This window comes from Streptomyces kanasensis, from assembly GCF_043077165.1.
GTDB lineage: Bacteria > Actinomycetota > Actinomycetes > Streptomycetales > Streptomycetaceae > Streptomyces > Streptomyces changanensis.
The window spans coordinates 240,931-254,239 of record NZ_JBIBSF010000008.1; the positions used below are offsets into that span (position 1 = coordinate 240,931).

Consider the following 13,309-nt stretch of genomic DNA (forward strand, 5'->3'; position numbering starts at 1 on the left):
GCCTGCTGCCGCTCACCCGGGACGTTGTCGTCAGAGCCTGGATCGCCTTGTCCCCTGCCCCGGACGCCGAGAGCGCAGACCCCGACCCCGTCGCCGACCTCGGCAACACCGCCAGCGCGCTATCGCGCGCCACCCACCGGATCCTCGCCGCCCGCAATCACGCCGCGCGGGCTCCCGAGCGGTCGACAGCCACAACACCGCCGCCGAGCCCCGCGAGGCAGCCGTCCGCCCCCGCACCCCGACGCCGATGAACTGGAGAACCCCCCATGGGCAATCGTGCCGATGATTACGGCACCGACGTCGAGATCTACGTCAAAGCGTTGACCACCACCATCCACGCCGCCACTCCCACCGGCGCCCCGGCCAAGCTCCACGACTTGCTGGAACAGCTCGGTATGGAACGCCACGAGTACCCCGTCGGCACGCCCCTGTACATCTGGCACACCGTGCCCGACCACCTCGGTGCCGAGGAGCAGAAGCACCTGGCGAGCCGGGCGGTCCCGACGCTGCTGATGGCCGGATACAAGGTCAACATCGCCCCCGACCTGCTCGACGAAACCGCCTACCAGCAGGCCGTGCGCGAGATCCGCGCCAAGAAGCCGCGCCCCGTCAGACAGCAGCCGCCACGGGCTGCCTCCGCCTCGCGCCCCACACCGTCCCGGCGTACCCCGTAACGCCCGTCGGGCGGCCCCGGCTCCATGCTCGGGGCCGCCCGCCCCGCACCGACAGCCTTATCGGAGAACCCAGTAACACCCCGCAAGCCCCCGCCGATCAGCCACCGCCTCACACCGCGCCTCGCCACCGCCCTGTTCCGCCGCTACCTACGCGCCTGCATCACCACCAGCCCCCACCGCCCCTCCCCGCCAGCACCTGCCCGTCCCGAAGCCGTCCCCGGCGAAGCCCGGCGGATCGGCCACCGCCACCACCACTGAAACCGACCCCCGTCCTGGAGGAGCATGCCCCACTCCAACCCGTACCCGGTGCGGCTGGCCGACGAGATCGCCCGCCAGCTCGGCCAGCTCGGCGACCACCTCGCGATACTCCCCCCGCATGAAGCAACGCAGGTCATCGCACGCGTTGTTGATCCCGCGGACGGCGTCCTCGCCGGCGTCACCCACCTCGTCTCCGTCAGCAGCACCTTCGCCAAGGTCCAGGCCGAGCGCGGCGCCCTGCCCGCTGAGGTGTGGCTCGCACTGGGGCGGGCCACGAACGAACTCGACGCCATCGGCGGGGACCTGGACGAACACCGAGAGATCCTCCAGCACGCCGGCAACCGGCCCGAGACCGCACCGGCGAAGCCGCCGGCCCCTGCTCCACTCGTCGTACGGCGGCGCCGGTGAAGAGGAAGCATTGGCAGGGCTGGGGGGCGGGCGAGCAGGCGCAGCAGCACTACCTTGTCGAGCCCCGCGCCCTCGCCGGCGGCGGTGACCTCCGGCACGTCTCCGAGTTCCTGCGCGCTTCGGGTTGGCGGGACAAGTCCAAGGCCGGCGGTCCTCTCGCCATGGAAAGCCCGGACCGCGCGGTTCGTATCACCTACGACCCCTTCGTACTGCCCGGCGGGTGGACGATCCACGGTGCCGCGAGCGGTCACCAAGAGCAGTGGTGGGCAGTCCTCGGGCGGCAAACACCGGTGGAGATCGTCGCCGGTCTCACCGACGCCCTCACCCGCCCCCGCTCCGCGCACGCCCCCAACGTGTGGGCACCGCTGCGCGAGCAGGGGTGGGACCGTCCACCCAACGCCGAGCACGTGACCGCGACCAGCCCCGACGGCAGCGCCTGGATGCAGTTCCACCAAGGCCCCGACGGCGAGGCGATGTGGTGGTCCGGGGCAAAGGACAAGCAAGGCAACGGCTGGACAGCCCAGTTCGCACCCAGCACCCCGATGCACCTGGTGGAAGCCTTCTCGACCGCGCTCGCCAGCCCCGAACCCGTGATGCGGCCGCTCGGCCGGGTTCCACACAGCGCCCAGATCCGCACCACATCCGTGTCCGTCCTGCCCTCCCAGCTCAGCGCCTGGCAGCAGGCCCGGATCACCGCCGCCCGTGCCGCCACCTGGGCTCGCAACGCCGCCCGCAGCAGCCGGCCCCGCACCACGGCCCGCCCCCACGCCAACACTGGTGGCGCCCACACCTACCGCTGATCACCCACACCCCACGAACCGAGGAGCTTGATGCCCGCACTCACCCCGGACACGATCCGCACGGCGACCGAGACCCTGTCCCTTCTTACCGACTACCTGCGTGAGAGCCCCGACCCCGAAGAGGCGATCGCCCTCGTCGAGCCTCTGCTCGACGAGTACACGGGCCTGCCCGTCCAGCTCGCCGACACCTTGCGCGCCCTCGCCCGCGCCGTGCAGGACCACCCGGACACCCCGCGCACCCCAGAAGTCGGCCTCCTGATCACGGACCTGCGCACCGCCGCATGGGAGCAGGCAGACCAGCACACCCTCCACTACGTCCTGGACGGCCTCCGGGGCCTGTACGGCAGCGCCGTCGCCACCGAGCCGGAGTACGGCTTGTGCCGCTGAGCGAACGGCAGCTCGCCGCCTTCGCCGACAAGCACGCCTGGCGGATCCCGTTCGACACCAGCCCCCGCCACCTCGCCGGCCCTGGAGACGCCCGCCACGTCACCCACGGCCTGGCCGCCGCCGGATGGAGACCCACCTCCGACCCGCTCAGCGCCGAGATCGTCCTGCGGAGCCCCGATCACCGTCACAGCCTGCAGTTCGACCCGCAGTCCGCCACCTCCGCGTGGTGGCGGCTGCGGGCCGAACCCACCGGCAGCGAGCCGGGCTGGTACGCCGAGTTCGGCGAACTCGTCCCCGCCGAGGTCCTCGCCGGCCTCACCGACGCCCTCGTCGCACGTGCACCCGCCGAGCCGGCCAACCCCCTGCCGTCGCTGGAAGCTGCCGGCTGGCTCATCGACGGCCGCGGGGCCGCCGTCTCCGATCCACCGGGGTGCAGGGTGGAGCGCCGGCCGGAGAAGGGTGACGGCACCGTGCCGTGGCGCGAACCAGACCGTACGTCCTGGCACATCGAGGTCCGGGACCACCCCGGACTCTCCGCTGCGGGCCCCCGGATCTGGCACGCCTGGTTCGACGGCAACACACCGGAGCACCTCGTGACCGCCTTCATCACCACACTCGCTGACCGCGCCCCGCTCCAGCGCGGCATGTACGACCGCACCGCCCACGGCGCCGTGCAGAAGCCGAGTCCGCTCACCCCGGAGCAGGTCGTCGAGGCCCACGCCGCCCGACTCGCCGGCATCCGCAGGCAGGCCCGCGGCGTGCGGCGCCAGCCAGAGGCCGTGACGCCCCCGGCGAAGGAAAACACCACCCGTTCCACCGCTCGCCGCTGATCCCGATAGGACACCCCACCATTCCCCTCGCCCCCGCCGCACATCGCGAGGTGCTGCGTCACCTCGACGCCTTCATCCGCGACAGCAAGAAGATCCTCGACGCCTGGGACGCGTACTCCGACGAGCACACCGGCCTCGACGGCTGGCCGTACGACGACCACGCCTACGGACTCCGCCAGAGCCAGCGCGACGCCGACACCGGTGCCGCATTCGAAACCGTCCACGCCGGCGCCCGCCACCTGCTGGCCACCGCCGAGACGCAGCTCGCCCAACTCCCCTCCCACGCGGTACAGAGCCGCTGGGTATGGCAGCTGGGCGTCCTGCAGGATGCGCTCGACCGCGTGGATGTACTGCAAGAGGAATGGCGGCAGACGCGCGACAGCCTCACTGCCGACGCCTGCCCCGGAATCCCGGCGTACGACGACGCCCTCACCGAGTACCACGCCGAAGCCTGGAGCTACCTCGACGGGGCCTCCCACGGCCAGGCCGTCCTCGACATCAACACAGCTGCCCGCCACGCCCCCTCGACCCTGGCCCCGCCACCGACCGCGACCACGGTCCCCGCGTCCGGCCGGGCCAGCACGGTGCGGAGGTGACCATGCCGAAGCCCCCCGAGATCGTCGATGTCGACTTCGTCGCCCCGCGCCACCTGGCCGGAGGCGGAGATCCCTCCTGCGTCACCGTCCCCCTCCATCGGGCCTGCGGCTGGAGCTACGGCCACGACCCCCTGATGCCGCGCGTCATCCTCTCCAGCCCCGACCAGAGGGCCCTCCTCCGGCTCGAGCCCGACCCAGACGGCCAGTGGTGGACGCTCCATCACGCCCAGCAGCCGGACCGGCCCGCCTGGTACGCGAGCTTCGGTGCCCGCACCCCGGTCGAAATCATCGCCGCTTTCACCGACACCCTCACCAGTCCCGCCGCCCATCCTGCAGACGACTGGGACCCGCTGGAACCGCTCCAGAAATCCGGCTGGTCACCGGCCTACAGCCACAACCGGCTCGCCTCGGCCGACGGCACGGTCCGCGTCGAGGTCAACGAGACCACCGGCTGCTGGTGGGTCGGAGCCGCCCTCGATCGCACCGGCCCTCCTCTGTGGCAGGCCCGATTCGGCGAGCACACGCCGCCCCACCTGATCACCGCGTTCACCGCAGCACTGACCGACCCAAGCCCGGTGCTGCGTACGGCCACCGTCGTCAACCTCCCCACCCGGGACCCGGATCTCATCACCGTCACGCGGCGGGAAGTCCCCGCCGCGCAGGTCGCCTCCGCCCTGGAAGAACGCGTCCATGCCCTCGCCGCCCGCCGCGCCAGCACGCCGGCGAATCTGAGCCCCCTTCGACGGTCACCGGCCAAGAACACCCGCAGCCGCTAACCCCTTCGTCCCCGCCCGGAAGCACGTAGCCCTTTGCCACCCTCCTCCAACCGTTCCTCCGACGGGTACGACATCGTCCTGCGCCTCCTCCTCGGAGTGCTCGGCGTCGTCGTCCCGCTGTCCCATCTCGCCTGGCTGTCCGGCAACATCACCGCATGGCTGACCGCCGACCACTGGGCGCCCTACCAGCCGACCGCCGCCCTCCTCCACCCTGACCAGCTCTGGCCCCAGGTCGGAGAAACGTCCCTGCTTGTCGGCGCTCGGATCGTCCCGATCGCAGCCCTGCTCGCCCTCGGCGCCGTGACCGGCGTCCTGTGGGCGCGGTACAAGAGCCGCGGCGGCGGCCGGAAGAAGATCACCGGCATGGCCAAGGCCCGGGACATCGAACCGCTGATGGCCAAGGCGATCACCGCCAAGGCCCGCTCCCTGCGCCCGAGCCTGAAGGACGCCAAGCACATCGAGGCCCGCGACACCGGCATCCTGCTCGGCAACCTGCAGGGCACCAAGCACGAGGTGCGCATGGGCTACGAGGATGTGGCCGTCGCCATCATGGCGCCGCGCTCGGGCAAGACCACCTCGCTCGCCATCCCCTCCGTACTCGCCGCGCCCGGCCCGGTTCTGCTGACCTCGAACAAGGCTGCGGGTGATGCGTTCACCGCCACCTACGACGCCCGCGCACGCGTCGGTCAGGTGTGGTCGATGGATCCGCAGCAGATCGCGCACGCAGCACGCGAGATGTGGTGGAACCCGTTGGCGGACGCCAAAACCCTGGACGGCGCCGGGCGGTTGGCCGGCCACTTCCTCGCCGCCTCGGTGGACGCGAGCCAGCAGGGGGACTTCTGGTCCAAGGCCGGATCCAACATCCTGTCCCAGTTGTTCCTGGCCGCAGCCCTCGACGAGCGGCCGATCACCGACGTCATGCAGTGGCTCGCCTTCCCCGCCGACCGCACTCCGCTCGACATCCTCCGCGACCACGACTTCGCCGCCGTCGCCGCCCAGCTCAAGGGCACGGTCGAGGGACCGCCGGAGACGCGCGATGGCATCTACGAGACCGCCCGCCAGTACGCCGCCGCGCTGCTGAACAGCGAGATCGCCGCCTGGGTCACCCCGCAGAAGGACGTGCCCGAGTTCCGTCCGGCCGAGTTCGTCACCTCCACCGACACGCTCTTCCTCTTGAGCAAGGACGGCGGAGGCGGCGCCAGCGCGCTGATCGCCGCGTGCGCGGACTCGGTGATGCGCGGCGCGACCGCGCAGGCCGAGCGCGCCGGCGGGCGGCTCGACCCGCCGATGCTCGCGATCCTCGACGAGGCCGCCAACGTCTGCAAAATTTCGGACCTTCCGGACTTGTATTCGCATCTCGGGTCCCGCGGGATCATCCCGATCACGATCCTGCAGTCCTACCGCCAGGGCCAGAAGGTCTGGGGGGATGCGGGCATGGACGCCATGTGGTCAGCGTCCACGGTGAAGGTGATCGGCTCCGGCATCGACGACCCGGACTTCGCCGACAAGCTGTCCCGGCTGATCGGCGACCATGACGTCGAGACGACGTCCACCTCACATTCCGAGTCCGGCAAGTCGACCTCCGTGTCGATGCGGCAGGAGCGGATCCTGCCGGCCGACGCGATCCGCGCCCTGCCCAAGGGCACCGCTCTCTGCTTCGCCACCGGCATGCGCGCCGCGATGCTCGACCTGCGCCCGTGGTACCTGGAGCCCGGCGCCGACGAACTCTCCGCCGCCTCCAAGCGGGCCTCCGACGGCATCACCAAGCGGGCGGTCGCCAAGCACACGCCGAGGCAGACCGACTTCGGGACGGCAGCATGAGATCGATACGGCTCCCCGATGGTGCCCGGCTCGCCACCTACATCGACGGTCCCGCCCAAGCACCCGTGACGGCAGTCCTCGTGCACGGGCTCTCGGTCACCGCTGCCCTCTGGCGCTCGCACGTACCGCTCCTGCTCCGTGAGGGGATGCGCGTCGTGCGCTACGACCAGCGCGCGCACGGTTACTCCACCCGCGGCACCGCCGCCCTGAGCCTCGACCAACTGGCCGACGACCTCACCCAGGTTCTCGAGACGACAGCGCCACGGGGACCGCTCGTGCTCGCCGGCCACTCCATGGGGGCGATGACGCTCATGCGCCTGGTCGCGCGCCACCCCCACCTCGCGCCCCGCATCCGCGGGCTGGTGCTGATCTCGCCCCCGTACGCCGGTATCAGCACCCGCACGGGCACCGGCCCGGCCCAGTCCATCCTCACGCTGGGCCGCAACCTTCTCGCGTCCGCGTGCACGCACGCGCCGTACCTGCTCGACGCGGTCCGGCGGTGCCTTCCCACCACCAGCCGGTGGGCCCTGCACTCCCCCGCACAGTCGGCGTCCGGTGCATTGCCGTTGCCGTGCCGGCAGGGCCTGCACACCATGGCGACCGGAGACCTCGCTGCCCTGTGGCACGACCTCGCCAATCAGCAGCCCGACCCCGGTTCGCTGCAGCAGCTCGGCGGGCGGGTCCACCTTCTGGCCGGAAGCCTCGACGCCCACATCCCGCCCGAGCGGACCGGTCGTCTCGCCGCCTGTCTGCCCAGCGCCCAGCTGGAGATCGTCCCGGACGCCACCCACGCATTGCCCCTGCGTCACGCCCAGCTGGTCACCGACCGAATCTCCCGCTGCGCCTCCATCTCTAACCCGATCTCCCGGAGCACACCGCCCCATGCCTTCGCTCAACCTTGCAGAACAGGCAGAACAACTCCGTGACCTGGCAGGCGAGTTCGAGGCCCTGCACGCACGCGTCCGGGACCTCTCCTACACCCCCGGCACCGACGCGCTGCGCCGGATCAGCCCGCTCCTGCTCAAGGTCCAGGACCTGATGGCCACCGCCCTCGTACGCCTGGGCGCGCTCGACGGCGGCGCGTACGCCGACATCGCCGGCAGCCGCGCCAGCCTGGAGTGCCTGGCCTCGGTCGTGGTCGCTTCCTCCCTGGCCGGCAACGACCTCGCCAGCGCGCTGTACGCCAACCCGTACGAAGGCGCGCCGTTCGTCGGCTACCCGGCAGACGACGAAGCGGTACGCACCGCTCGCCACGCCGAGGCCATACCGCGTATGACCGGCCACCTCGCCGATGCCGCCCACCAGCTCGACCTGAGCGCGATCGGGTGCCATTACGTCGCCACCGGCATCACCCGCGACCTCGCCGCCACACAAGAACGAGCGAAGCCTGTTCAGCGGACGACCGGCCCCACCACAGCCCCCTCAGCGTCCCGCACTCCCCGCGTACGGCGTTGACGCTGCCCCGACGCCGCCAGCTGGACACGCTGACCTTCTCTCCCGCCGAGGACACTTCTTGCACCCCTTCCACCTGTTCGCCCTCCAGCTCGCCGACCGTCTGCCCGGCACCTGGACGGCCCTCTACCGCCAGTACACCCGCGCCGCCGACCAGTTCGCTGACACATGCCGCGTGTGGACGCCGCTGGACGCCAGGCCGGCCATCGCCTTCCGCAGCCACGGAATCACCCTGCGGCGGCACGACGACCTGGAGCTGTACCTCGTCGAGCACCGGCGAGGCCGGGTCCTGGTCTGCCCTGTGATCCCCCAAGGGCTGCACGAGGGCATCACCGACCGCATCCCCGCGCCGCCGACCGTCGCCGGCCCTCTCGATCCGGCCCGCGCCGCCTGGCGGATCACGGACCGCGTCCTGCCCCACTACACCGCTGCGGTCACCGGCGCCCGCGAGGCCACCGCCGCCCTCGCCGCACGGCGCTCCTTCGTGCCCGCGCTCCTGCCCGCCCCGCAACCGGACACCTCCCGAGCTCGCGCCCGCTGACCGGCCTCCACGCTCCGCCCAAGGATTGCCCATTCACGCCTCCCCCCAGTTCCGCGCCCTTTCTCTCGGTGCCGGCGTCCAGTCCAGCACCCTGCTCGCCCTGTCTGCCGAAGGCATCCTCCCGAAAATTGACTACGCGATCTTCGCCGACACCGGATGGGAGCCCAAATCCGTCTATGACCATCTCGACCGCCTCGAACGCGAAATAGCAACGCCCGCCGGTATACCTGTTCTCCGGGTTTCCTCCGGAAACATCCGCAACGACGCCCTGAACCCGGATCACCGTTTCGCCTCCATGCCCCTCTACATCCTCAACACGGACGGGCGTCCTGGGATGACCCGGCGCCAGTGCACAGTTATCTGCACCAGCTCCCCTCGTTGATCGACGTGATGGTCAGTGCGATTGATGGGGAGGAACACCTTGGAACTGCGGCATGAACTGATCGAGGGGCGGGCCGAGCTACCCCGGGTGGGGGCCGTTGTCCCCGCTCGGGGCGTCCACCCTCCGTACATCGTCGTGAACGCGTACGACGATGAGATCGAGGCGGCTACCGCCTATCTGCGGGACCTGGCGCTGAACGACTGCAGTCCGCTGACGGTACGCAGTTACGGGTATGGCCTGCTGCGGTGGTTCCGGCTGCTGTGGCTGCTGGGGGTGGCCTGGGAGAGGGCGACTGAGGCTGAGGTCGCGGTGCTGGCGGGGTGGCTGCGGACGGCCTCGAATCCGCAGCGTCAGCGGACGCGGGCGCGTGGTGATGCGCCGGGGTCGGTGAACTTGAGGACCGGCAAGCCGACGCTCCGTGCTGGGTATGCGCCCAGGACGATCAACCATGCGTTGTCGGTGATCAGCGGCTTCTACGGGTTCCACGCCCATCAAGGCAACGGTCCGGTGGTCAACCCTGTCCCTGTCTCGCCGCAGCGCCGGAGGGCCCTCGCCCACCGAAGCCCGTTGGAGCCGCGGGCGGTCGTGGGTCGGGCACGGCTTCGGCAGAAGGTCTCAGACCGGCCGCCCCGCTCCATCCCCGACCGGCTCTGGGATGAGCTGTTCAACCGCATGGGCTGCGAGCGCGACCGCGCCCTGCTGGAGTTCTACGTCTCCAGCGGCGCCCGCGCGGTCGAGCTCCTCGGGGTTGGAGTGAATGACATCGACTGGGCCGGCCAGCGAATCTACGTGATCTCCAAGGGCACCCGGGAGAGGGAAGCGGTGCCGGCCTCGCCGCAGGCGTTCGTCCGGCTCGCCCGCTACCTCGACGAAGCGGGCACGCCGCCACGGAACGAGCCGATCTGGCGAACCCGTCGCGGCAACAATCGGCCTCTGTCCTACTGGGCGATGCGCCGGATCATGCAGCGGGCAAACGGGCTGCTGGGCACGAACTGGACGCTGCACGACCTCCGTCACACTGCGGCGTCCCGGATGGCCAACGGCGGGAAACTCACCCCAGTCGAGGTCCAGGCGATCATGCGTCACGCCAACATCCAGACCACCAGCCGCTACCTGACCGCCCGGGTGGAGGAGATGTTCGACAAGCTCGCCGAGCACTACAACTCGCCTCGGCCCGTGACGAGCTACCCCACCGGGTACTCCGCGGACGACATCAAGGCGGTGTTCGGTGCCTAGGTCACAGGCGAGCCCGACCACCGGTGTCAGCCGCCGGCACGGGCCCATCGTGGAGGGGCTCACCTTCCCCAGCCGGTTCGTGGGCGGTCCGATGAAGCCGCAGCCTGCGGTCTCGGATCCTCCACCGCGACCGCACGGAGAGCTGTCCGGTGCCTCGATCAACCAGATCTCGAAGCTGGCGTTCGATGTCTGGGAAGACGCTTCCACCGTCACGCGGCACCAGCGCAGCCAGGCCACCCGCGGAATCCTTCAGTACCTGTCCACCCACCCGGGCCAGACCTGGCAGGAGCGGTGGGATGCCAGCCCTCTGGGCAAGGGACTGATCAAGGCGAACAGTCTCGGTGCCCGCAGGACGACCGGTCTCGCGGTCACCCCCGGGGTCCGCACGCTGTTCTGTCTCCGCGTCGTCCAGCCCTCGATGCTCGCCTTCCGGCAGAACCAGCTGAACAACTTCACGCCCCTGTTCATCTCCGCGCAGAACGACCCACTGCTGGTCACCTTCGAGGAGCACATCGCCGCGCAGGAGCTGCGGCTCAAGCACCAGCGGGAGGCCGTGCTCGACATGTGCACGCTCCTGACCTACCAGGGCGTCGCGCTGGCCGACGTCACGCCGGAGTCGATCCTCCAGTACGCGCACGACAACCGGCTCGCCCGCTGCCGCCTCCAGCCCGGACAACCGGCATCTAACCGCTTGTTCGGGCATGGGATGTGGACGGCCCTTATCGCCATGGGGCGCTTCCCAGCCTCCACGCCGACCACGATGCGGGCGGCGATGATGCGCGGCCAGCGGACCATCGAGGAACTCGTCGATCAGTAGCGTCCGCGACCAGGCCGTTCGCGGCCTGCTGATCGACTACTTCGGCCGGCGCCGAGCCGATCTCGACTACTCCAGCCTGAAACAGCTCGCGCTCCTGCTCGTCAAGCACTTCTGGGTGAAGATCGAGCAGCTCAACCCCAGCCAGCAGGGCCTTCGAATCGCACCGGACCTCTACACACGCTGGCGCGAGACGATCCGCCTTAAGGACGACGGCACCCACAGGAGTGGCCAGGACGACATCGTCATCTCCGTCCGCAGCTTCTACTACGACCTGCACACCTGGGCTGCCGACGAACCCGAACGCTGGGCGGCCTGGGTCGCACCGTGTCCCGTCCCGCCTGGTGAGTTCCACGGCCTGGGCGTCCGCCGGCGGAAAGGGACCGAACGCTCCGCGGACCGCACCCGGCAGCGCCAGCCCCTCCTGCCCGTCCTGGTCGAGCACGTCGAGTCCCGCTACGACCATGCCCGGCTCCTACTCGAACGCGCCGACCAGGCCGTTGACGGCGAGGAATTCACACACGCCGGCACCGCCTACCGCCGGGTGATCAGCGAATCGGACCGCAAGCTTCTCCGGCACGGCGACGCCGTTCCCACGCGCGTGCTGCATTTGGACTCCGGCGAAGTGGTGAATGTCGAGGCCGACGAGGAGGCCGCGTTCTGGGACTGGGCGGCGGTGGAGACCCTGCGGCACTCCGGCGTCCGCATCGAGGAGCTGTGCGAGCTGACCCACCTCAGCATCCGCCAGTATCAGCGCGCGAACGGCGAGGTCATCGCCCTGCTGGTCATCGCCCCGTCCAAGACTGACCGCGAGCGCGTCATCCCAATGTCGGCCGAACTGTTCCACGTCGTCGCCTCGATCATCCGCCGCCACGGCCGGCGGGGGAAACCCATCCCCCTGGTCAGTCGCTACGACCCGCACGACAAGGTCTGGAGTGCGCCGATGCCCTTCCTCTTCCAACGCCAGAACGGAGCGATCGGATCGAAGATCTTCAACCCCGGCACCATCCAGCACATGATCAGCCGACGCTGCGAAGACCTGGCCAAGACCCACCCCGGCTTCCGCGGTCTGAAGTTCACCCCGCACGACTTCCGGAGGATCTTCGCCACTGAGCTGGTCAACAGCGGCCTGCCCATCCACATCGGCGCCGCACTGCTGGGCCACCTCAGCATCCAGACCACCCGCGGCTACGTCGCAGTCTTCGACGAGGACGTGATCCGCCACTACCAGGCCCACCTCCACCAGCGGCGCCAGGTCCGGCCAGCGGACGAATACCGGGACGCCACCGAGCAGGAGTGGACCGAGTTCGAGGAGCACTTCGACCGCCGCAAGGTCGAGCTCGGCGCCTGCGGACGCCCCTACGGCACCCCCTGCCAGCACGAACACGCCTGCATCCGATGCCCGATGCTTCACATCAACCCCAAGATGCTGCCCCGCCTCGCAGAACTGGAAGTCGACCTGCTCGACCGTCGGACACGGGCCGAAACCGAAGGCTGGGTCGGTGAGGTCGAAGGAATCGACCTCACCCTCACCTTCCTTCGCGCGAAGCGAGACGAGGCCCAGCGCCGGTCACAGCGCCCAGCGGTTGACTTGGGCACGCCCCGTCCGCGAACAGCGCCAGGGCATCAAACTTGAGCGATCAGCGCGTACCGAATGTCATCGACCGGGCGCCCCCACAGATCTGGGGCTTCGCTGAGATCTTCCACTCGCATCGATGCAACCAGCGGTTCGACCGCGGAGGAAAGGTCGCCGGGAAGCACTCCGCCGTTCCATGGCAGCGCTTCGGCACCCGTGACATACGGCTCTCCTTGCCCTGCTTCACCCCAGCGCCCTTCGACAAGGAGCAGAGTGCCTCCCGGGCGAAGCCGGGCCACCCACTCTCGCAGCGCGTTCTCAGGGGCCGGGAGGGTCCACAGGAGGTGCCGAGCGAGCACCATGTCGAACTGCTGGCCGCCCGTGGGAGGCGCAGCAGCGTCCCCCACGACAAAGCGGCCTGGGAGACCAGCGGTTGACAGCTTTGCCTGAGCTTGCTCAATCATTCTCGCGGACAGGTCGACGCCGGTCACCCGGTGGCCGGCCGCAGCAAGTAGCGCCGAAAGCGAGCCCGTACCGCAGCCGATGTCTAGGACATCAGCCGGGCCAGGCGGCGCCCAACGCCGCAGCAGTTCGTCCCACGCACGGTGGGTGTGTTCCGCCCGCAGACCGTGATCCGGCTCCTCGTCGAACGACGGAGCTGCGGCGTCCCAGTAATTGGCAATCTCAGAGGCGTTGACCATGCCTCGCATCCTCGCAGCACCCACTGACAGGACCGCTTGCCAGCCAGTCCCCTTAAT

Annotated in this window: 15 protein-coding genes and 1 pseudogene; 15 read left to right on the plus strand and 1 reads right to left on the minus strand. The window is 70.1% G+C overall.

The genetic code is table 11. From position 1 onward, the window contains the following. Positions 1–266 precede the first annotated feature (266 nt). From ACF053_RS21085 to ACF053_RS21155, 15 genes and pseudogenes are all read left to right on the plus strand, one after another. A complete protein-coding gene (locus ACF053_RS21085; RefSeq protein ID WP_391955306.1) occupies positions 267–674 on the plus strand; it encodes a hypothetical protein in 408 nt (135 codons plus the stop codon). A 282-nt stretch (positions 675–956) separates the two neighbouring features. Then, on the plus strand, positions 957–1,340 hold the full coding sequence (locus ACF053_RS21090; RefSeq protein ID WP_391955307.1) for a hypothetical protein: 384 nt from the start codon (positions 957–959) through the stop codon (positions 1,338–1,340). Continuing rightward, positions 1,337–2,140 (plus strand): DUF317 domain-containing protein, encoded by an 804-nt coding sequence (locus ACF053_RS21095; RefSeq protein ID WP_391955308.1) that lies wholly within the window; start codon positions 1,337–1,339, stop codon positions 2,138–2,140. Before ACF053_RS21090 ends, ACF053_RS21095 begins: the two co-directional genes overlap by 4 nt. Positions 2,141–2,170: 30 nt before the next feature. After that, on the plus strand, positions 2,171–2,527 hold the full coding sequence (locus ACF053_RS21100; protein ID WP_391955309.1) for a hypothetical protein: 357 nt from the start codon (positions 2,171–2,173) through the stop codon (positions 2,525–2,527). After that, a complete protein-coding gene (locus ACF053_RS21105; RefSeq protein ID WP_391955310.1) occupies positions 2,518–3,357 on the plus strand; it encodes a DUF317 domain-containing protein in 840 nt (279 codons plus the stop codon). Before ACF053_RS21100 ends, ACF053_RS21105 begins: the two co-directional genes overlap by 10 nt. 50 nt (positions 3,358–3,407) lie before the next feature. After that, positions 3,408–3,953 (plus strand): hypothetical protein, encoded by a 546-nt coding sequence (locus ACF053_RS21110; protein ID WP_391955311.1) that lies wholly within the window; start codon positions 3,408–3,410, stop codon positions 3,951–3,953. Between the two features lie 2 nt (positions 3,954–3,955). Beyond that, positions 3,956–4,729: a DUF317 domain-containing protein gene (locus ACF053_RS21115; RefSeq protein WP_391955312.1), complete on the plus strand. Its 774-nt coding sequence runs from the start codon at positions 3,956–3,958 to the stop codon at positions 4,727–4,729. A 33-nt stretch (positions 4,730–4,762) separates the two neighbouring features. Then, a complete protein-coding gene (locus tag ACF053_RS21120) occupies positions 4,763–6,550 on the plus strand; it encodes a type IV secretory system conjugative DNA transfer family protein (protein WP_391955313.1) in 1,788 nt (595 codons plus the stop codon). Continuing rightward, positions 6,547–7,476 carry an alpha/beta fold hydrolase gene (locus ACF053_RS21125; protein ID WP_391955314.1) on the plus strand — a complete coding sequence of 310 codons (930 nt, stop codon included), beginning with the start codon at positions 6,547–6,549 and terminating at the stop codon, positions 7,474–7,476. The genes ACF053_RS21120 and ACF053_RS21125 overlap by 4 nt, the downstream gene beginning before the upstream one ends. Further along, positions 7,433–8,005 (plus strand): hypothetical protein, encoded by a 573-nt coding sequence (locus ACF053_RS21130; RefSeq protein ID WP_391955315.1) that lies wholly within the window; start codon positions 7,433–7,435, stop codon positions 8,003–8,005. The genes ACF053_RS21125 and ACF053_RS21130 overlap by 44 nt, the downstream gene beginning before the upstream one ends. Positions 8,006–8,063: 58 nt before the next feature. Continuing rightward, the gene (locus ACF053_RS21135) at positions 8,064–8,543 is read left to right on the plus strand and encodes a hypothetical protein (RefSeq protein WP_391955316.1); all 480 of its coding nucleotides are present in this window, start codon (positions 8,064–8,066) and stop codon (positions 8,541–8,543) included. A gap of 31 nt (positions 8,544–8,574) precedes the next feature. Next, positions 8,575–8,898: pseudogene (locus ACF053_RS21140) on the plus strand (hypothetical protein); the annotation flags it as partial. Positions 8,899–8,964: 66 nt separating this feature from the next. Beyond that, positions 8,965–10,161, plus strand: a complete 1,197-nt coding sequence (locus tag ACF053_RS21145) for a tyrosine-type recombinase/integrase (RefSeq protein ID WP_391955317.1) — start codon at positions 8,965–8,967, stop codon at positions 10,159–10,161. Beyond that, positions 10,154–10,978, plus strand: a complete 825-nt coding sequence (locus tag ACF053_RS21150) for a hypothetical protein (protein ID WP_391955318.1) — start codon at positions 10,154–10,156, stop codon at positions 10,976–10,978. The genes ACF053_RS21145 and ACF053_RS21150 overlap by 8 nt, the downstream gene beginning before the upstream one ends. A 115-nt stretch (positions 10,979–11,093) precedes the next feature. After that, entirely contained in the window at positions 11,094–12,611 is a 1,518-nt protein-coding gene (locus tag ACF053_RS21155; RefSeq protein WP_391955319.1) for a tyrosine-type recombinase/integrase, read from the plus strand. Here ACF053_RS21155 and ACF053_RS21160 read toward each other — a convergent pair. Then, positions 12,602–13,252, minus strand: coding sequence for a class I SAM-dependent methyltransferase (locus ACF053_RS21160; protein ID WP_391955320.1), 651 nt, complete (start codon positions 13,250–13,252; stop codon positions 12,602–12,604). The two genes, ACF053_RS21155 and ACF053_RS21160, sit on opposite strands and share 10 nt — an antisense overlap. Positions 13,253–13,309: the final 57 nt, after the last annotated feature.